The following is an 18,869-nucleotide window of genomic DNA, read 5'->3' on the forward strand; positions in this document are numbered from 1 at the left end:
TCAGCATCAGCAGCAGGGCCAGGAGTCGGAAGAGTCGTGTTGTCACAAGTGTGCCGGTAGTGTCCGTAAGATAAGGTTCGACGAATCGCTCAAGCCGCATTTTTTTGGAATAGCGCATAGAACAAACCGTCGTGGTCCTGCTCCGCGCTGCCAGTCGGCAACAGCTGGCCAGGCGCTGTCAATCGGGTCGCATTATTGCGTACCGCAAATGCCGCCGCCTGTGCCTCGGACTCCTGCGGCCACAATGAACATGTCACGAACAGCAATTTACCATCGGGGCGCAGCATCTGCCACAGGTTGTCCAGAATTTTGGAGGAAAGTGTTGCAAGTTGGAACGCATCCCCCTTGCGGCGCAACCAGCGAATGTCGGGATGGCGGCGCACGATGCCCGAGGCCGTGCACGGCACGTCGGCCAGGATGCGGTCGTACTGCTGGCCGTCCCACCACGCGCTCGATTGCGCATCCTGCGCCTTCAGGGTGGCGTCCAGGCCCAGGCGCTCGAGGTTTTCCGCGATGCGCGGCAGGCGCTTGGCGTCCGCATCGATGGCCGTCACTTGCACGTCGGCCAGTTCCAGGATGTGGCACGTCTTGCCGCCGGGCGCGGCGCAGGCGTCCAGCACGCGCATGCCATCTTGCAAGTCCAGCAGCGGCGCGGCCAATTGCGCACCAGCATCTTGCACGGAAACGACGCCCTGCTCGAAGCCGGGGATCAGCGCCACGCCGATCGGTTTGTCCAAGCGCACGGCAAACGGTCCCACCTGGCGCGCGGCGATGCCCGCCTCCGCCAGCACGGCCAGATACGCTTCGACCGTGCTCTTGCGGCGATTCACGCGCAAAGTCAAGGGCGGCACGGCATTGCCGGCCGTCAGAATGGCTTGCCAATCGCGCGGGTAAGCCAGGCGCAGCGAGTCGATCCACCACTGCGGATAATTCCATTGCGCCAACGGTTGCTTCAGGGCCGCTTCCAGCAAGGATTTGCGCTCGCGCAAGAAACGGCGCAAGACGGCATTTACCATGCCCTTGGCATGCGCCAGGTCAGGGTGCGAAGTGGCCACTGTGACAGCCTGGTCGACAACGGTAAACTCTTCGTACGGCTGCTCGCCCGGCTCGGCCGACATCAGCGCCAGCGCGCAGCACAGCAGGGCGGCCAGCATCGGCGGCTCGGGCGCCTTCGACGTCATCAGGCCGACCAGGGTTTCGCTGCGGCCCAGCTGGCGCATGGTACGGTAGGAAATATCCTGGATGGCGCCGCGCGCCTGCGGGCTGGCGTTCGATTGCGTAAACACCTTGGCCAGCGCCTGCGGCAGGGCCGTGCCCGTGCGCACTTGCGCCACGGCATTGGCCGCACCGAGCAGGCAAAACGCCAGCGAGTCGGCGCGCAAATCGGGTTGGAAGCCTGGCTGCAAGACCGGTTTCAGGTCGGGATGGTAGCTGGGACGCAATTTCGGTGCGGCAGGAGCCTGGCCTGGCGCCGGCTTGGTTTTCAATTTCAGCGTGGGGCGCTTGTTCATAGTTATCCGGTGTGGCTGCGCGCGGCGGGCTGCATGGTGGCAAAGTCGCGGCCGCGCGTCATCAATAAAGGGTCGATTGTAGCGTTTGTGGCGCCCTCTGGCCCAAGCGATTGCAGCGATACATGTAAATTGCGGCAAAAAACTGCATATATACAAGCAGAATGCGCCATGCTGATGTTTTCATGCACCAACATAGGCATGCTGTCCTGATAATATCGTGAAAAGTGCCGGCACGGGCACACTGCCGGCTGGCGTATTGTTCCCGGCAGCAAACCAGTATAATTAACGCAGTCTGGGCGGCTTGGGTACTGGCCGTCCGTTTTGCTTTTTGATTCATTCTATTCATTCTTAACGCGGTTCCACCGCCATCCTGCTCATGCTCGCCCAACAGAAACAAGAAATCATCGCCCTGTTCCAGGCCGCCCTCGCTCCCGTCCTGGCCGGCACCTCGCTTGCGCCTAGCGTAGTGCTCGAGCGACCACGCGATGCATCGCATGGCGACATCGCCTGCAATATCGCCATGCAACTGGCCAAGCAGCTGAAACAGAATCCCCGCGAACTGGCGCAAACCATCGTGACGGCCGTGCTGGCCAATCCGGCCGGCAAGGGCCTGGTCGAGGCAGTGGAAATCGCCGGTCCCGGCTTCATCAACGTGCGCGTCTCCGCCGCCGCCAAGCAAGCCGTGGTGAAAACCATCTTGAGCGAGGCCGACAGCTATGGCCGCAGCACGGCAGGCGCCGGCAAGCAAGTCATCCTGGAATTCGTCTCGGCCAACCCGACCGGTCCGCTGCACGTGGGCCATGGCCGCCAGGCAGCCCTGGGCGACGCCCTGTCCTCGCTGTTCGACGCGCAAGGCTACCAGGTCACGCGCGAGTTCTACTACAACGACGCGGGCGTGCAGATCCAGACCCTGGCCAATTCCGTGCAGGCGCGCGCGCGCGGCTTCAAGCCGGGCGACGCCGAATGGCCTGAGTCCGCCTACAACGGCGACTACATCGCCGATATCGCCAACGACTTCAAGGCCGGCAAGACGGTTTCGGCCAGCGATGGCCAGCCTGCCACGGCCAATGGCAACGTGGAAGACATCGATTCGATCCGCCCGTTCGCCGTCACCTACCTGCGCAACGAGCAAGACATCGACTTGCAGGCGTTTGGCGTGAAGTTCGACAATTACTACCTGGAATCGTCGCTGTATGCGGACGGCAAGGTCAACAGCGCCGTGGAAACCCTGATCCAGGCGGGCCACACGTATGAGCAGGATGGCGCGCTGTGGCTGCGCACCACCGACTTCGGCGACGACAAGGACCGCGTCATGCGCAAGACGGACGGCACCTACACGTATTTTGTGCCGGACGTCGCGTATCACCTGGTGAAATGGCAGCGCGGCTTCGTGCAAGCCATCAATATCCAGGGCAGCGACCACCACGGCACCATCGCGCGCGTGCGCGCTGGCCTGCAGGCGGTCGACATGGGCATCCCGCAAGGCTACCCCGACTACGTGCTGCACAAGATGGTCACCGTCATGAAGGATGGCGAAGAAGTCAAGATTTCGAAGCGCGCCGGCTCCTACGTGACCGTGCGCGACCTGATCGAATGGTCGGGCGGCGGCGACATCGCCAAGGGCCGCGACGCCGTGCGCTTCTTCCTGATCTCGCGCAAGGCGGACACGGAATTCGTCTTCGACGTCGACGTGGCGCTGAAAACCACCGATGAAAACCCGGTCTATTACGTGCAATACGCGCATGCGCGCATCTGCCGCATCCTGGAAAACTGGGGCGGCGATGCCAGCACGGTCGCCAGCGTCGACCTTTCCCCGCTGACGGCGCCAACCGAAGCGACCCTGCTGGCGACCCTGGCCGCCTACCCTGAAATGCTGGCGCGCGCGCAAGCCGAACTGGGACCGCACCAGGTCGCCTTCTACCTGCGCGACCTGGCCGCCAACCTGCACAGCTTCTACTTCGCCGAAAAAGTGCTGGTCGAGGACGAAGCCGTCAAGATGGCCCGCCTGGCCCTCGTCATCGCCGCGCGCCAGGTACTGCGCAACGGCCTGGCACTGATCGGCGTGTCCGCGCCAAACAAAATGTAATCGCGAAGGTCAAACCGTCAATGAATCACGCTTCCCGCTACTCTTCGTCCCGGCGCCAGCAGGGCAATACCCTGGTCGGCATCATCATCGGCCTGGTCATCGGCCTGGGCATCGCCGTGGTGGTCGCCCTGGTGATCACCAAGGGCGCCTCGCCCTTCACCGACAAGTCGGGCAAGGCCGGCAAATCGGCCGAGCCGACGGCCGGTCAGATCGCCGACCCGAACAAGCCGATGTACGGCAACAAGGAAGCGGCCAAGGAAGCGGCGCGCGACTTCTCCAAGGAACCACGCGAGATCACCACGCCGACGCAGCCTGCCGCACCGGCGCCCGCGCCCGCCACCGCGCAGCAGCCGAAGGCGCCGCCGCCGGACGCGCTGCAGGAATTGATCGGTACATTGAAGGACAAGCCGGCGCCGAAAACGCCGGCGGCAGCACCAGCGGCTCCCGCGCCGCAAGCCAAGGCCGACGCGAAAGAGGCCAAGGCCGATGCAGCCAGCGACAAATGGATTTACTATCTGCAGGCCGGCGCCTTCCATGACATGTCGGACGCCGAAAGCACGCGCGGAAAACTGGCGCTGCTCGGCTTCGAAGCGGCCATCAGCGACCGCAGCACCGATGCGGGCGTGCTGCACCGCGTACGGGTCGGGCCGTTCAACCAGCTCGAGGCGATGAACCGCGCACGCACCAAACTGTCTGAAAACGGCATCGATGTCGCCGTCGTCCGTAACCAAAAATAAGGAACCAGCATGCGTTTTCTGAAGAAAATCCTGATCGCCGCCGCCCTGTTCACCGCCGCCATGGGGGCGTCGGCCTCGCCGGCCGAGCCCAAGAACGGCGTCGAGTACGAAACCCTGCCCACGCCGCAGGCGACGGAATCGGGCAAGAAAATCGAAGTGACGGAATTCTTCGCCTATTACTGCCCCCATTGCAATGTGCTCGAACCGCAGCTGGCGGCCTGGGTCAAGAAACAGGGCGACAACATCGTCTTCAAGCGCGTGCACGTGTCGCGCGATGACAGCGTGGCGCCGCAGCAGCGCTTGTTCTTCACCCTGCAAGCCATGGGCCTGGTCGACAAGCTGCACACCGGCGTCTTCCACGCCATGCACGCTGAACGCAACCGCCTGAACACCGACGACGCCGTCTTCGACTTCGTCGCCAAGCAGGGCGTGGACCGCCAGAAGTTCATCGACACCTACCGTTCGATGGGTGTCTCGGCCCGCGTGCGCCGCGCGGACGCCATGATGCAGGGTTATAACGTGACGTTCTGGCCCATGATCGCCATCGATGGCCGCTACATCACCTCCCCTTCGCAGGCCGACCAGGGCAGCAAGTCGGCCAAGAACGAAGAGCAGCTGAACGCCCAGGCGCTCAGCGTGATGGACGTGCTGGTCGCGAAAGCCAAAGCGGAAAAGAAATAAGCATGGCCACTTCCCTGGCGCGCCCGGGCATCGCCTGATGCATCGCGTTTTCATCACGGGCGCGTCGAGCGGACTGGGCGCCGCCCTGGCGCTGCAGTACGCGCGCCAGGGCGCCCATCTGGGCTTGCTGGCCCGCCGCGGCGACACCCTGCAGCAACTGATCGCCTCCCTGCCCCACCCTGAACGCCACCGCGCCTACGCCGTCGATGTGTGCGACCACGCCGCCCTGAAAAGCGCGGCCGGCGACTTCATCGCCCATGCCGGCGGCATCGACGTCGTCATCGCCAGCGCCGGCGTGTCGTACGGCACCTTGACCGAACATGCGGAAGACCTCGACGCCTTCGCCCGTTTGATGGCCATCAACGTCACGGCCACCGTCGCCACCTTCGCCCCCTTCATCGCCACCATGAAAAGCCAGGGTAGCGGACGCCTGGTGGGCATCGGCAGCGTGGCCGGCATCCGCGGCCTGCCCGGCGCGGAAGCCTACAGCGCTTCGAAGGCGGCCGTGATCAGCTACTGCGAATCGCTGCGCCTCGAACTCAAACCGGCAGGCATCAAGGTCGTCACCATCACGCCCGGCTACATCGACACGCCGATGACGCGCCATAACGCCTACCGCATGCCCTTCCTGATGCCGGCCGAAAAATTCGCCGTGCGCGCCGCGCGCGCCATCGCCGACGGCGACAGCTACCGCGTGATCCCGTGGCAGATGGGCGTCGTCGCCAAGCTGCTGCGCGCGCTGCCCAATGCCGTCTACGACCGGGCCTTCGCGAATGCGCCGCACAAGGCGCGCAACTGAACTGACCACCATGACGAAGCACTCAGACCTGAACAGCGCGGCCATCGCCGCCCATTGCGCCACAGGCGCCTCCCACGTGGCCATCGAAGTGGTCGACGAAACGGGATCGACCAACGCCGACCTGCTGGCGCGCTGCGCCACCCTGGCCGGCCCCACCCTGCGCATCGCCGGCCAGCAAACGGCCGGACGGGGACGCGCCGGGCGGCCCTGGGTGTCACAACCGGACGCCAGCCTGATGTTCTCGCTGGCCTGGCGCTTCAAGGGACCGCTGCACCGGCTGGTCGGCCTGCCGCTGGCCGTCGGCGTGGCGCTGGCCGAAACCATGACAGCGCTGGGCGTGCCGGTGCAGCTGAAGTGGCCAAACGACCTGCTCAAGGATGGACATAAACTGGCCGGTATCCTCGTCGAGACGCAGCAGACGCCAGACGGTGGCGTGTGGGCCGTCATCGGCTGCGGCATCAATCTGCTGATGCCCGATGCGCTGGAACGGCAGATCGGCCGCAGCGTCTCGGCCGTGCCCTGGCTGGCGCAGATGGAGCGCAATACCCTGGTGGCGGCCCTGCTCAGCCGCCTGGCCGGCGTGCTGGCCGAATTCGACGACACGGGCTTTGCGCCCTTCACGGAACGCTGGAACGCACTGCATGCATGGCAAGGCCAGCACGTGAAAATCCTCGACAACGGCCAGTTGCTGCAGCAAGGCGTGGCGGCAGGCGTGGATGAACTGGGCCGGCTGCTGCTGCGCGGCGAGGACGGCTTGCAGCACATCATGTCCGGCGACGTGTCCCTGCGCCTGACGGGGGAGTAAGCGCATGCTGCTGCTGATCGACGCCGGCAATACACGCATCAAATGGGCGCTCGTGGCCGCCGACAGCGCCGCCGGCGGCTGGCTGGCCAGCGGCGCCGTCACGCATGCGCAGATCGACACCCTGGCCGCGCAGTGGGCGTCACTCGCCATCAGCGAGGCACTGCTGTCGAACGTGGCAGGCGCCGTCATCGGCACGCGCCTGCGCGCCATGCTGCCGGTCGTTGCCCGCGACTTTGTCTCGCTGCCGCAGCTGGCGGGACTAAAAAATGGCTACCGCATGCCGTCGCAGCTGGGCTGCGACCGTTTTGCCGCCGCCATCGGCGCGCACGCGCAGGCGCCTGGCCAGGCCGTCATCGTCGCCAATTGCGGCACCGCCACCACCATCGACGCCATCACGGCCGATGGCATTTTCCTCGGCGGGATGATCTTGCCGGGACTGGGACTGATGGCCAGCTCGCTGGCGCGCAACACGGCGCAGCTGCCGCAAATCGCCAGCGACGCCCTGCTGCCGGCCGGCTTTGCCGACAACACGGATGACGCCATCCTCTCCGGCTGCCTGGCGGCCCAGGCGGGCGCCATCGAACGGGCCGTGCGCATGCACGGCGCCAGCGCCTGCCTGCTGTCGGGCGGCGCCGCATCGCGCATCGCACCGGCGCTGGCGCTGGCGGTACCGCTGCACCTGGTCGACAATATCGTCATGCTCGGCCTGCAGGCGGCCGCGCGCGCCGGGGCTGCAGGAACACAAGGAAACCACCCATGCTGAAATTCGTCTTCTGGCTGCTGGCCGGCGTCAACCTGCTGGTGCTGGCCATCGGCCAGGGTTATCTGGGCAGTTTTCGTACGGAGACGCGCGAACCGGCGCGCCTGAAAAACCAGCTGCAGGCGACCAAGCTCACCTTGCTGACGCAGGAGCAGGCCATGGCGCCCGCCGCGCCGCCTGCCGCGGAAGAAGCAGTGACGCCGGCGGCGGCCGCACCGGCGCCACCGCTATCGTATGCCTGTACGGAAGTGGGCAATTTCCTGCTGGCTGACGGGCGCCGCTTCGAAGCGCAAGTGGCGTCGCTGGACCTGGGCGACCGCCAGTCGCGCCGCAACGTGGCCGGCCAGGAGATTTCCAGCTACATGGTGTACATCCCGCCGCAGGGCAGCAAAGAAGGCGCCGACCGCAAGGCGGGCGAATTGAAGCAGCTGGGCGTGACGAATTACTTCATCATGAATGAAAGCAGCCCGCTACGCTGGGGCATTTCACTGGGTGTGTTCAAGTCGGAAACCAGCGCGCAAAGCCAGCTGGCATCGCTCAACAAACAAGGCGTGCACAGCGCCCGCGTCGCACCGCGCTACAGCGCCAGCAAGCAGATGGCTTACCAGTTCCGCGATCTCGACGCCGTCACGCGCGCGCGTCTGGAAAAGATCAAAACGCAGTTCCCTGACCAGGAACTGCGCAACTGCAAATAAGCACCTGACTAAACCTACTGCGCGTCGCGCATTGCGGCCTGCGATGCTCGCTGTGCTCCAGAACAGCTGCGCTTCTTAGCCACAAATCGCTGCCGCTCGCTACGGTTTTATCAGGTGCTTTGCAGCATCAGGCGAGCCTATCGCTGGATGACGATAGGCTTGATGCCTGTCGATTCCGGCAAGTTCGCCGCCGCGCGGGCCGCCTCGGCGCGGCTGGAGAACGGTCCGCCGTACAGGCGGAACAGGTTACCGGCCTGCACCACGCCCAGGGTCCCTAGGGCTGCCGCGTATGGCGCCAGGCGCGAACGTCCCGATTCCGCATTGTCGGCGCGCGAATAAGCACCCAGTTGCAAGTAGAAGCCGCTGGCCAGCGCCGCCGGCGCCGGCATGGCCACCGTCGCATCGACGGGCAGCATCTGCGTCGACACTTCCGGCTGCACCACGGCGCCCGTTTCCACAGGCGTGTCGATGGAGATGGCCACCACGGACGGCACCGGCTTGGGCGCCGCACGGGCCGCCAGGATGGCGTCGATATCTGCCGGCAGCAGCCGTTCGACGACCACCTGGTGGCTACCCTTGCCGAGGAAGCCCAGCTTCAGCGCCGCCGTGTAGGACACGTCGATCACGCGCGTGGCGTGAAACGGTCCGCGGTCGTTGATGCGCACGATCACCTGCTCGCCGCTGTCGATGCTCGTCACGCGCGCATACGATGGAATCGGCAAGGTCGGATGGGCCGCCGTCATCTTGTACATATCGTAGATTTCACCGGACGAGGTACGCTGGCCATGGAATTTCTTGCCATACCAGGTACCCGTGCCCTTCTGCTTGAACGGTTCGTTATCGGTGATCGGCGTGTAGGTCTTGCCGAAGACGACATACGGGCGGTTCGAGCGCGTGGAATACGGCTCGTTGCGCACTTCCGCATCGGGCACGTCGCGCAGGTTGGCCGGCGGATTGTCGCCCGGGCCGTCATCCTTGTAGTAGCCGCCACGCCCGGAACCGGCCGCCGGCAGCGCAGGCAAGGTGGGATCCTGGCGCACAGGGGACTTGACCTTGCCGCCGGACGGCAGCGGCACGTTATTCGATGCGGGCTTTTGCGGCGTCGTGCCGCAAGCGGCCAGGGTCAGCAAGACCGTCAAGCCCAACCCGCGCATGGCGAAGGTATCGAAAGGCGCGCGCATCAGGTCTGCACCAGCTTGCGGTGGCGCTGAATGCTCATCAGGATACCGGTGGCCACGCCCAAGGTCAGCAGCGCGGTGCCGCCATAGCTAAGGAATGGCAAGGGGACGCCGACCACCGGCACGATGCCGCTGACCATGCCCATGTTGACGAAGGCGTAAGTAAAGAAAATCATAGTGATCGCTCCTGCCAGCAGGCGAGTGAAAAAACTGGGGGCGTTGGCGGCGATCATCAGCCCCCGTCCCACCAGCAGCAAATACATCAGCATCAGGATCAAGTTACCGACCAGGCCGAATTCCTCGGAATATACGGCAAAAATAAAATCGGTCGTGCGTTCCGGAACAAACTCCAGGTGGGCTTGCGTGCCGTGCGTCCAGCCCTTGCCCGTCATGCCGCCGGAACCGATGGCGATGATGGACTGGATGATATGGAAGCCCTTGCCCAGCGGGTCCTTGGTGGGGTCGATCAGCATCATCACGCGGTCGCGCTGGTAATCATGCAGGTGCGACCAGGCGATCGGCAGGCAGGAAACAAAAGTGATCAGCAAGCCGGCCAGCACCTTCCACGACAGGCCGGCCAGGAAGATGACGGTAAAGCCGGCCGCCACCACCAGCAGCGCCGTGCCCAGGTCGGGCTGGCGCGCGATCAGATAGACGGGCGCCAGCAACAGCACGGCCGCCATCACGAACGATTTCCAGCGCAGGGCGCCCGCATTATGCTGGAAGAACCAGGCCAGCATCAGCGGCGTGGCGATCTTCAGGAATTCGGACGGCTGGATGTCGATCACGCCGATATGCAGCCAGCGCCGCGCACCGAGCTTGATGGTGCCGAACAGCGCCACGGCCACCAGCAAGATCACCGACACCGTATAGGCGGGTACGGCGATGCGCATCATCATCTGCGGCGTGACGTTGGCCGCCACCCACATGACGAAAAAGCACAGCAGAATATTGCGCAAATGGTCTTCGATCTTGCCGGGGATGCCGATGCTGGCCGAATACAGGGTCAGCAGGCTGGTGCTGAGCAGCATCAGGATGATGATCATCAGCGGCGGATCGAACACCGCCAGATAGGGTTTGGCGCGCCGCCACAGCGAGCGCCTCTCGTTAATGGGCATGTGCTTCCTTATTGTCTGGCAGGTGCCGTCGGGGCTGCTTGCTCGTCCGTGATTTCTTCCAGGGTGCGCACTTCGTCGACATCTTCCTTGGGCACCTTGGTGGTGTCCTTTTCCTTGTCGCTCGGGCGCTTGCCCAGCAGGTAGTAGTCGAGCGCCTTGCGCGCGATCGGCGCGGCCACGCCGGCGCCGAAGCCCGCGTTTTCCACCACGATGGCAATCGCGATGCGCGGCTTGTCGGCCGGCGCGAAGGCCGTAAACAAGGCGTTGTCACGCAGGCGTTCGGCCAGCAGCTTGGCATTGTACTTCTCATTTTTCTTGATGCCCACCACCTGCGCCGTACCCGTCTTGCCGCCCACCGTGTACTGCACGCCGGTGAAGATGCGTGCGGCCGTGCCGCCTTGCTCGCTGGTCACGCCCACCATGGCGCGCTTGATGATGTCGATGTTTTCCTGCTTGAGCGCGATGCGGTAGCTTTCCTTCGGCACCGTCAGGGTGCGCGCGCGCGTGGCGGCGTCTTCGATGATCTTCACCAGATGCGGTTTCATCACCACACCGTTATTGGCCAGGTTGGCCGTCGCGTGGGCGATCTGCAGCGGCGTATACGAGTTGTAGCCGGAGCCGTTACTCACCGAAATCGTGTCGCCGCCCACCCATTTTTTCTGCTGCGGCGTCTTGAAGCGATTGCGCTTCCATTCCGTCGATGGCAGCACGCCCGTCTTTTCGTTATTCAGGTCGATACCCGTCAACTGGCCGAACCCGAAAGGCTTCATGAAGTCGTGGATGGCGTCGATGCCCATGTCGCGGCCCAGCTGATAGTAATAGGTGTTGCACGAGACGACGATGGACTTGTGCATGTCCACCGTGCCATGGCCGCCCACCTTATCGTCGCGGAAGGTATGCCCGCCGAGAATGAAGAAACCGGGATCGGAAATCGACTGGCTCGGCGTGCGTTTGCCCAATTCCAGCGCGGCCAGCGCCATGAAGGGCTTGAAGGTCGAGCCGGGCGCGTAGGTGCCGGACAGGGGGCGGTTGACCATCGGCCGGTCCAGCGAGGTATTGAGCTCATTCCAGCTTTGCTGGTCGATGCCGTCGACGAACAGGTTGGGGTCATAACCTGGCTTGGAGACGTAGGCGAGGATGTCGCCCGTGGCCGGATCGATGGCCACGGCCGCGCCGCGCCATTCGCCGAACGCTTCCTCGACCACTTTTTGCAGTTCGATGTCGATCGACAGGATCAGGTTGTTGCCCGGGGTGGCCGCCGTGCGCGACAGGGTGCGCATGGCGCGCCCGCCGGCCGACACTTCCACCTCCTCGTAACCGGTGGTGCCATGCAGCTGCTTCTCGTAGCTTTTTTCCAGGCCTTCCTTACCGATATGGTCGGTGCCGTTGTAGTTGGCCGCGTCCTCGCCCTCTTCCAGCGCCTTCGCTTCATTGCGGTTGATGCGGCCGATAAAACCCACCACGTGCGAGGCGATTTCGCCCATCGGATACTGGCGGAACAGGCGCGCCTGCACCTCGACGCCAGGGAAGCGGAAGCGCTGCGCCGTGAAGCGCGCCACTTCCTCGTCCGTCAGGCGCGTGCGCAGCGGCACGCTGACGAAATTCTTCGACTCTTCCAGCAGCTTCTTGAAGCGGCGGCGGTCCTTGATGTCGATCTGCACCAGGGTCGACAGCTCGTCGATCACGGAATCGAGACTGGCGCTCAATTTCGATGGCGTGATTTCCAGCGTATAGGCCGAGTAATTGCGCGCCAATACCACGCCATTGCGGTCGAGGATCAGGCCGCGCGTGGGCACGATGGGGACCACGGCGATGCGGTTGTCTTCGGCCTTGGTCGCATAATCCTCGTGCTTGATCACCTGCAGCCAGATGAAGCGCGCCAGCAGCAGCGAAAAGCAGACGAAGACGAGCCCGCCCAGGATGGTCAGGCGCATGCGGAAAAAATGCAGTTCGCGCTCGGTGTTCTTCAGTTCAGTCATTGCAGGCGCTCGTCAGATCGGCCGGTTGTGGTCACGGTCCACGGCACGGCGCTGCGGCGCCAGCAGGATCCACGTGACGAGGGGCCACAGGGCCACGGCGACGAAGCTCTCGATGAAACTGAGCCAGCCGGGGAAACGGCCCGAGACGATCAGCCGCGTCAGCAATTGCAGCGCCTGCGTCAGCAACAGCAGCGGCAGCACGTGCAGCGCCTGCGTCAGGATGGGGAACCACAGCACGCGGCGGTGCATCATGATGGCGAAATACGAGAGCAAGGTGTAGGCCAGCGCATTCTCGCCCAGCAGGGTCGAATCGTGCACGTCCATCATCAGGCCCATGAAGAACGCCACGCCGATGCCGACCTTGCGCGGCTGGTGGATACCCCAGAAGACCAGCACCAGGGCGACGAAATCGGGAACGCCGACGAACTGCCCCCACGGCAGCAGGTTCAGCAAAAAAGCACACAGCAGGGAAAAACCGATGAACAGGGGGCTGACCGGCAGCAGGATGTAATGCGGGCGGTTCATCGTGTCGCTTCCTTCGGTGGCACGGCGGCAGGTGTTGGTACAGGCGTTGGTACAGGTCCTGCAGGCGCCGCCGGTTTCGGCGCAGGGCTCGCAGGCGGTTTCGCGGCCGGCACTGCGGCCGTATTGGCGGCAGGTGGTGTCGCAGCGGCAGCCGCAGGCTCCTTGGCAGGGTCCTTGATCGGCGCCATCTTGCCGGCGATCTTGCGGCCCGTCTTGACTTCTTCGGCGGGCGGACGCGGTGGAATGTCCGGCGACGTCATCAAGATGAGCAGCTGGGTGTTGCGCTCGATGCCGGCCAGCGGCTGGCACACGACGCGGCCGAACGGGCCATGCGCATTGCGCTCGACCAGGGTCACGCGCGCCACGGCCAGGCCCGCCGGGTACAGGCCGTCGAGGCCCGAGGTAATGACGATGTCGCCGATCTGGATGTCGGCGCTGGGGGCCGTGAAGCGCAGCTCCATGGTGCCGGACTTGCCACGGCCGATGGCCACGCTGCGCACGCCGTTGCGCAGCAGCTGCACGGGAATGGCTTGCTCTTCATCGGTCAGCAGGGTCACTTCGGAGGTGAACGGGAACACGCGCGTGACTTGCCCCACCACGCCGAGGTTGTCGATCACAGGGCGGCCCAGTTCGACGCCATGCTGGATTCCGCGATCGAGCACGATCTTGCGCGTGGCCGAATCGCGCGTGTCATACAGGACTTCGGCCATCATGGTCTTGACGGGAACGCGCTCGCGCGCTTCCATCAATTTGCGCAAGTGGTTGTTTTCAACGATGTTGAGCTGCGCCTGCTGCAGGATCTGCGCCGAGGCGATTTGCTCGTGTTTCAGGTCGCGCACCTGTTTTTCCAGGGCGGACAGCGAAGAAAAGTAATTGCCGACGCCAAGCGCCACATCGCGCGGCACCAGGGCCGCCATCTGCACCGGATACAGCACGGTGCCGACGGCCTGGCGCACGGCCGTCAGCGCGTGCATGCGCGAATCGACCAGCAGCAGGGCGATTGAAATGCCGGCGAACACCATCATCTTGACGCGGGCGGAGGCGCCTTGTTTGAAAAGTGGCGGAGGACTGTATTCCATGACTTCCAATAATCAGGCCAGGCGCAGTGCGCCAACGTGCAGGCCCCGGTCAGACGCCGGTGCCAAAACCAAAAAAAGGCCGGAGTTGGTTTCCGGCCCTTCTGTCAGATTATTCGTAGGAGAAGATCGAGCCGAGCTTGTCCATACGTTCCAGTGCCATCCCGGAACCGCGCACCACGCAGGTGAGCGGGTCCTCGGCCACCAGCACCGGCAGGCCGGTTTCCTCCATCAGCAGGCGGTCCAGGTCGCGCAGCAGTGCGCCGCCGCCCGTCAGCATCATGCCTTTTTCGGCGATGTCGGCGCCCAGTTCCGGCGGCGTCTGTTCCAGCGCGTTTTTCACGGCCGAGACGATGTTGTTCAGCGGGTCGGTCAGCGCTTCGAGGATCTCGTTGCTGGAAATAGTGAACGAGCGCGGGATGCCTTCGGACAGGTTGCGGCCCTTGACTTCCATTTCCTTCACTTCCGAGCCAGGAAAGGCCGAACCGATGGCTTTCTTGATGGCTTCAGCCGTCTGTTCGCCGATCAGCATGCCGTAGTTGCGGCGGATGTAGTTGACGATGGCTTCATCGAACTTGTCGCCGCCGACGCGCACGGAACCCTTGTAGACCATGCCGCCCAGCGAGATGATGCCCACTTCGGTGGTGCCGCCGCCGATGTCGACCACCATCGAGCCGGTCGCTTCGGACACGGGCAAGCCCGCGCCGATGGCCGCTGCCATCGGTTCTTCGATCAGGTACACCTGCGAGGCGCCGGCACCCAGGGCCGATTCACGGATGGCGCGGCGTTCGACCTGGGTCGAACCGCACGGCACGCAAATGATGATGCGCGGCGATGGACGGAAGAATTTCGAGTCGTGCACCATGCGGATGAATTGCTTGAGCATCTGTTCGGTCACGGTGAAGTCGGCGATCACGCCATCTTTCATCGGACGAATCGCTTCGATATTGCCCGGCACCTTGCCCAGCATCTGCTTGGCTTCCTTGCCGACTGCCTGAATGGTCTTCTTGCCATTCGGACCGCCTTCCTGGCGGATGGCGACGACGGATGGCTCGTCCAGGACGATACCGAGGCCGCGTACATAAATAAGGGTGTTGGCCGTGCCCAAGTCAATGGCCAGATCGGTGGAGATATACCTGCGTAAAAAACCAAACATGAGTGTCCTGTAGCGCATCGAGCTGCGCAAAAGCTGTTTATGGGGAGTTTCAAAGCGGGCGCTTTCAGGCACCCTGAAAATCCAAAAGGCGATTTTTCCGGGTTTCGCTTGGCGCTTGCGCAATCTTTTCTATGCTGCGGCAGCAGTCCATCAGCGCCGGCAACGCATTAACCCGCCATTCTACCTTATAATTTGAATGCGATTTGCTCAAAAACCATGGAAAAGTGCGACTCTTGCAGCCGCGAGTTACGCGGCATTCCTCGATTTTTGTGAGCAAAATAGCAGTAAATACCCGCGTTTTATCAAAACGCCAACTTAATACTAATGCGCGGCACTCCGCGCCATTCGCCATGTCCCTGACACTCTCCGACGTAAAACGCATCGCCCACCTGGCCCAACTTGAAATGGCCGACGACCAGGCCGTCACGTCTTTGGCCCAATTGAACAAGATTTTTGCACTCGCGGAACAAATGCAAGCCGTCAATACCGATGGCGTGGCGCCCCTGAGCCACCCGCTGGCCGCCCACATGGACAATATTGCCCTGCGCCTGCGCGACGATATCGCCACGGAACAGAACCGCCGCGATGCCTACCAGGCCGTGGCGCCGAAGGTACAGGATGGCCTGTATCTCGTGCCCAAGGTCATCGAGTAAACACGCCGTAGCGCTGTTCCCGCCTTTTTGCCGAATATCAAAATAGAAACGCCATGCATACAAAATCCATCAAACAGCTGTCCACGCTTTTGCAGAACAAGGAAATTTCCGCCGTTGCACTGGCGACGCATTTCCTCGACCGCATCGAAGCGGACACCTCGAACGCCTTCCTGCACGTCGACCGTGCCCTGACCCTGGCGCAAGCTGCCGAGGCCGACGCGCGCATCGCCGCCGGCACGGCCACGCCCTTGACGGGCGTGCCGATCGCGCACAAGGATTTGTTCGTCACGAAAGGCTGGCGCACGACGGCCGGCTCGAAAATGCTGGCCGACTACGCCAGCCCGTTTGACGCTACCGTGGTGGAAAAATTCCAGGCCGCCGGCATGGTCACTCTGGGCAAGGTCAATTGCGATGAATTCGCCATGGGCTCCGGCAATGAGAACTCGGCCTTCGGCGCCGTGCAAAACCCGTGGGACAAGACGGCCGTACCAGGCGGCTCGTCCGGCGGCTCGGCCGCCGCCGTGGCGGCTGGCCTGACGCCGGCCGCCACCGGCACCGACACGGGCGGCTCGATCCGCCAGCCAGCCGCGTTTTGCGGCATCACCGGCATCAAGCCCACGTATGGCCGCGTCTCGCGCTTCGGCATGATCGCCTTTGCCTCGTCGCTGGACCAGGGCGGCCCGATGGCCCGCTCGGCCGAAGACTGCGCCCTGCTCTTGAGCGCCATGGCCGGCTTCGACGAGCGCGACTCGACCAGCCTGTCGCCGGAACAGGGCGGCGTGGCGGAAGATTTTTCGCGTGAACTGGGCCAGCCATTGACAGGCTTGCGCATCGGCGTGCCACGCGAGTACTTCGGCGAAGGCCTGGCCAAGGACGTGGAAGCGGCCGTGCGCGGCGCGCTGGCGCAGTATGAAAAGCTGGGCGCCACCCTGGTCGACATCTCGCTGCCGAACACCGCCCTGTCGATTCCCGCCTATTACATGATCGCGCCGGCCGAAGCGTCGTCGAACCTGTCGCGCTACGACGGCGTGCGCTACGGCCACCGCGCTACCGAGTACAAGGACTTGCAGGACATGTACAAGAAGTCGCGCGCGCAGGGCTTCGGACCCGAAGTACAGCGCCGCATCATGGTCGGCACCTATGTGCTGTGCCACGGCTACTACGACGCCTATTACCTGAAGGCGCAAAAGATCCGCCGCCTGATCGCGCAGGATTTCGACGCCGTGCTCAATGGCCCGAACGCCGTCTGCGACGTCATCATGGGCCCCGTCGCGCCGACCGTCGCCTGGGACCTGGGCGACAAGACGGACGACCCGGTGGCGAACTACCTGGCCGACATCTACACCCTGTCGACCAGCCTGGCCGGCCTGCCCGGCATGTCGATCCCGTGTGGTTTCGGCGAGGGCGAAAAGAACGCCAAGCGCCCCGTCGGCCTGCAAATCATCGGCAATTACTTTGGCGAAGCCAGGCTGCTCAATATCGCCCACCAGTTCCAGCAAGTGACGGACTGGCATACGCGCAGCCCGGCAGGCATTTAAGAAATAATTCGCGCCGCCCAGGCGGCGCCACCAAAAAATAAGCGAGAACACTATGCAATGGGAAGTCGTCATCGGTCTTGAGAACCACGTGCAGCTCACGACCGAATCCAAAATTTTCAGCGGTTCGCCGATCAAGTACGGCGCCGAAGCCAACACGCAAGCCAGTCCCGTCGACCTGGCGCTGCCAGGCGTGCTGCCGGTGATGAACAAGCAAGCCGTCGACCGCGCCATCCGCTTCGGCCTGGCCGTCGGCGCCACCGTCGCGCCGCACTCGGTCTTCGCGCGCAAAAACTATTTTTATCCCGATTCGCCCAAGGGTTACCAGATCAGCCAATTCGAAGACCCCGTCGTCATCGGTGGCGCCCTGACCTTCGGCTATGAAAAGGATGGCGAATTCGTCACCAAGACGGTCAACCTGACGCGCGCCCACTTGGAAGAAGACGCGGGCAAATCGCTGCACGAAGATTACGCGGGCATGAGCGGCATCGACTTGAACCGCGCCGGCACGCCGCTGCTGGAAATCGTCTCGGAACCGGAAATCCGCAGCGCCGCCGAAGCCGTGGCCTATGCCAAGGCCCTGCACTCGCTGGTCATGTGGCTGGGCGTTTGCGACGGCAACATGCAGGAAGGCTCGTTCCGCTGCGACGTCAACGTTTCCGTGCGCCCCGTCGGCCAGAAGGAATTCGGCACCCGCTGCGAAATCAAGAACCTGAACTCCTTCCGCTTCATCGAGGAAGCCGTGCACGTGGAAGTGCGCCGCCAGATCGAACTGATCGAAGAAGGCGGCAAGGTCGTGCAGGCGACGCGCCTGTACGATCCGGACCGCAAGGAAACGCGCGAAATGCGCAGCAAGGAAGACGCGCAGGATTACCGCTACTTCCCGGACCCTGACCTGCCGCCGCTGGTCATCTCGCAAGCGTGGATCGACACGGTCAAGGCCTCGATGCCGGAACTGCCGGCCGCCATGCGCGCCCGCTTCATCAGCGAATACGCGCTGCCGGAATACGACGCGCTGGTGCTGACGCAGTCGAAAGCCATGGCCACCTACTTCGTCGCCGTGGTCGACAAGGCTGGCAAGGAAAACGCCAAGGCCGCCGCCAACTGGCTGATGGGCGACGTGTCGTCGACCCTGAACCGCGAAGGCGTGGACCTGGACGACGCCCCCGTCTCCGCCGCGCAGCTGGCCGCCATGCTCAAGCGCATCGCCGACGGCACGATCTCGAACAAGGCGGCAAAGGAAGTCTTTGCCGGCATGTGGGAAGCGAAGTCGGACGACGAAAATCTGGTCGACACCATCATCGACGCCAAGGGCCTGAAGCAGATCTCGGACTCGGGCGCCCTGGAAGCCATCGTCGATGAAGTGCTGGCGGCGAATGCCAAGTCGGTGGAACAGTACCGCGCCGGCAAGGAAGCGGCGATTAACGCGCTGATCGGCCAGGCCATGAAAGCGTCCAAGGGCAAGGCCAACCCGGCCCAGCTGACGGAACTGCTGAAGGCCAAACTGGCGGGGTAATCTTCGCGAGAGGCATGCAAAAGGACGCTGCGGCGTCCTTTTTTTATGCGCCGCCCGCT

17 protein-coding genes are annotated in these 18,869 nt (G+C 63.7%); 10 read left to right on the forward strand and 7 right to left on the reverse strand.

Going from position 1 to position 18,869, the window contains the following annotated elements:
* Positions 1–89 precede the first annotated feature (89 nt).
* A complete protein-coding gene (gene rsmB / locus O3299_RS26320) occupies positions 90–1,511 on the reverse strand; it encodes a 16S rRNA (cytosine(967)-C(5))-methyltransferase RsmB (protein ID WP_305063541.1) in 1,422 nt (473 codons plus the stop codon).
* A 376-nt stretch (positions 1,512–1,887) separates the two neighbouring features.
* Here rsmB and argS point away from each other — a divergent pair, with 376 nt between their 5' ends.
* The 7 genes from argS to O3299_RS26355 are packed head-to-tail and all read left to right on the forward strand — an operon-like array spanning position 1,888 to position 8,074.
* Positions 1,888–3,597 (forward strand): arginine--tRNA ligase, encoded by a 1,710-nt coding sequence (gene argS, locus O3299_RS26325; RefSeq protein ID WP_305063542.1) that lies wholly within the window; start codon positions 1,888–1,890, stop codon positions 3,595–3,597.
* Positions 3,598–3,617: 20 nt separating this feature from the next.
* Positions 3,618–4,334 (forward strand): SPOR domain-containing protein, encoded by a 717-nt coding sequence (locus O3299_RS26330; RefSeq protein WP_305063543.1) that lies wholly within the window; start codon positions 3,618–3,620, stop codon positions 4,332–4,334.
* Positions 4,335–4,343: 9 nt separating this feature from the next.
* The gene (locus O3299_RS26335; protein WP_305063544.1) at positions 4,344–5,015 is read left to right on the forward strand and encodes a thiol:disulfide interchange protein DsbA/DsbL; all 672 of its coding nucleotides are present in this window, start codon (positions 4,344–4,346) and stop codon (positions 5,013–5,015) included.
* A 37-nt stretch (positions 5,016–5,052) separates the two neighbouring features.
* Positions 5,053–5,814, forward strand: coding sequence for an SDR family oxidoreductase (locus O3299_RS26340; protein WP_099665538.1), 762 nt, complete (start codon positions 5,053–5,055; stop codon positions 5,812–5,814).
* 10 nt (positions 5,815–5,824) lie between these two features.
* The gene (locus tag O3299_RS26345; protein ID WP_289906765.1) at positions 5,825–6,619 is read left to right on the forward strand and encodes a biotin--[acetyl-CoA-carboxylase] ligase; all 795 of its coding nucleotides are present in this window, start codon (positions 5,825–5,827) and stop codon (positions 6,617–6,619) included.
* 4 nt (positions 6,620–6,623) lie between these two features.
* A complete protein-coding gene (locus O3299_RS26350) occupies positions 6,624–7,382 on the forward strand; it encodes a type III pantothenate kinase (protein ID WP_305063545.1) in 759 nt (252 codons plus the stop codon).
* Positions 7,376–8,074, forward strand: coding sequence for an SPOR domain-containing protein (locus O3299_RS26355; protein ID WP_289900453.1), 699 nt, complete (start codon positions 7,376–7,378; stop codon positions 8,072–8,074). The genes O3299_RS26350 and O3299_RS26355 overlap by 7 nt, the downstream gene beginning before the upstream one ends.
* 137 nt (positions 8,075–8,211) lie before the next feature.
* Here O3299_RS26355 and O3299_RS26360 read toward each other — a convergent pair whose 3' ends face one another.
* From O3299_RS26360 to O3299_RS26385, 6 genes are all read right to left on the reverse strand, one after another.
* Positions 8,212–9,255, reverse strand: a complete 1,044-nt coding sequence (locus O3299_RS26360; RefSeq protein ID WP_289913564.1) for a septal ring lytic transglycosylase RlpA family protein — start codon at positions 9,253–9,255, stop codon at positions 8,212–8,214.
* Complete coding sequence (rodA, locus tag O3299_RS26365) at positions 9,255–10,370, reverse strand: rod shape-determining protein RodA (protein ID WP_077399426.1); 1,116 nt, start codon at positions 10,368–10,370, stop codon at positions 9,255–9,257. Before rodA ends, O3299_RS26360 begins: the two co-directional genes overlap by 1 nt.
* An 8-nt stretch (positions 10,371–10,378) precedes the next feature.
* Positions 10,379–12,349, reverse strand: coding sequence for a penicillin-binding protein 2 (mrdA, locus tag O3299_RS26370; protein WP_289919737.1), 1,971 nt, complete (start codon positions 12,347–12,349; stop codon positions 10,379–10,381).
* Positions 12,350–12,361: 12 nt separating this feature from the next.
* The gene (gene mreD, locus O3299_RS26375) at positions 12,362–12,874 is read right to left on the reverse strand and encodes a rod shape-determining protein MreD (RefSeq protein WP_305063546.1); all 513 of its coding nucleotides are present in this window, start codon (positions 12,872–12,874) and stop codon (positions 12,362–12,364) included.
* On the reverse strand, positions 12,871–13,953 hold the full coding sequence (gene mreC / locus O3299_RS26380; protein WP_251350977.1) for a rod shape-determining protein MreC: 1,083 nt from the start codon (positions 13,951–13,953) through the stop codon (positions 12,871–12,873). Before mreC ends, mreD begins: the two co-directional genes overlap by 4 nt.
* Positions 13,954–14,062: 109 nt before the next feature.
* Complete coding sequence (locus tag O3299_RS26385) at positions 14,063–15,106, reverse strand: rod shape-determining protein (RefSeq protein WP_010393186.1); 1,044 nt, start codon at positions 15,104–15,106, stop codon at positions 14,063–14,065.
* Positions 15,107–15,456: 350 nt separating this feature from the next.
* On the opposite strand from O3299_RS26385, the gene gatC reads away from it, so the two are divergent.
* From gatC to gatB, 3 genes are read left to right on the forward strand one after another with little or no spacing between them, the layout of a single operon-like run.
* Complete coding sequence (gene gatC / locus O3299_RS26390) at positions 15,457–15,759, forward strand: Asp-tRNA(Asn)/Glu-tRNA(Gln) amidotransferase subunit GatC (RefSeq protein ID WP_077399414.1); 303 nt, start codon at positions 15,457–15,459, stop codon at positions 15,757–15,759.
* Between the two features lie 53 nt (positions 15,760–15,812).
* The gene (gene gatA / locus O3299_RS26395) at positions 15,813–17,297 is read left to right on the forward strand and encodes an Asp-tRNA(Asn)/Glu-tRNA(Gln) amidotransferase subunit GatA (protein WP_099665545.1); all 1,485 of its coding nucleotides are present in this window, start codon (positions 15,813–15,815) and stop codon (positions 17,295–17,297) included.
* A 37-nt stretch (positions 17,298–17,334) separates the two neighbouring features.
* Positions 17,335–18,810, forward strand: a complete 1,476-nt coding sequence (gene gatB / locus O3299_RS26400) for an Asp-tRNA(Asn)/Glu-tRNA(Gln) amidotransferase subunit GatB (protein ID WP_257219060.1) — start codon at positions 17,335–17,337, stop codon at positions 18,808–18,810.
* Positions 18,811–18,869: the final 59 nt, after the last annotated feature.

This window comes from Janthinobacterium sp. SUN176, from assembly GCF_030587335.1.
Classification (GTDB): domain Bacteria; phylum Pseudomonadota; class Gammaproteobacteria; order Burkholderiales; family Burkholderiaceae_D; genus Janthinobacterium; species Janthinobacterium kumbetense.

What these genes read in the sequence shown, in the direction of transcription:
- rsmB (WP_305063541.1), bottom strand. Translation starts at nt 1,511, where the DNA reads ATGAACAAGCGCCCCACGCTGAAATTGAAAACCAAGCCGGCGCCAGGC.
- argS (WP_305063542.1), top strand. Translation starts at nt 1,888, where the DNA reads ATGCTCGCCCAACAGAAACAAGAAATCATCGCCCTGTTCCAGGCCGCC.
- O3299_RS26330 (WP_305063543.1), top strand. Translation starts at nt 3,618, where the DNA reads ATGAATCACGCTTCCCGCTACTCTTCGTCCCGGCGCCAGCAGGGCAAT.
- O3299_RS26335 (WP_305063544.1), top strand. Translation starts at nt 4,344, where the DNA reads ATGCGTTTTCTGAAGAAAATCCTGATCGCCGCCGCCCTGTTCACCGCC.
- O3299_RS26340 (WP_099665538.1), top strand. Translation starts at nt 5,053, where the DNA reads ATGCATCGCGTTTTCATCACGGGCGCGTCGAGCGGACTGGGCGCCGCC.
- O3299_RS26345 (WP_289906765.1), top strand. Translation starts at nt 5,825, where the DNA reads ATGACGAAGCACTCAGACCTGAACAGCGCGGCCATCGCCGCCCATTGC.
- O3299_RS26350 (WP_305063545.1), top strand. Translation starts at nt 6,624, where the DNA reads ATGCTGCTGCTGATCGACGCCGGCAATACACGCATCAAATGGGCGCTC.
- O3299_RS26355 (WP_289900453.1), top strand. Translation starts at nt 7,376, where the DNA reads ATGCTGAAATTCGTCTTCTGGCTGCTGGCCGGCGTCAACCTGCTGGTG.
- O3299_RS26360 (WP_289913564.1), bottom strand. Translation starts at nt 9,255, where the DNA reads ATGCGCGCGCCTTTCGATACCTTCGCCATGCGCGGGTTGGGCTTGACG.
- rodA (WP_077399426.1), bottom strand. Translation starts at nt 10,370, where the DNA reads ATGCCCATTAACGAGAGGCGCTCGCTGTGGCGGCGCGCCAAACCCTAT.
- mrdA (WP_289919737.1), bottom strand. Translation starts at nt 12,349, where the DNA reads ATGACTGAACTGAAGAACACCGAGCGCGAACTGCATTTTTTCCGCATG.
- mreD (WP_305063546.1), bottom strand. Translation starts at nt 12,874, where the DNA reads ATGAACCGCCCGCATTACATCCTGCTGCCGGTCAGCCCCCTGTTCATC.
- mreC (WP_251350977.1), bottom strand. Translation starts at nt 13,953, where the DNA reads ATGGAATACAGTCCTCCGCCACTTTTCAAACAAGGCGCCTCCGCCCGC.
- O3299_RS26385 (WP_010393186.1), bottom strand. Translation starts at nt 15,106, where the DNA reads ATGTTTGGTTTTTTACGCAGGTATATCTCCACCGATCTGGCCATTGAC.
- gatC (WP_077399414.1), top strand. Translation starts at nt 15,457, where the DNA reads ATGTCCCTGACACTCTCCGACGTAAAACGCATCGCCCACCTGGCCCAA.
- gatA (WP_099665545.1), top strand. Translation starts at nt 15,813, where the DNA reads ATGCATACAAAATCCATCAAACAGCTGTCCACGCTTTTGCAGAACAAG.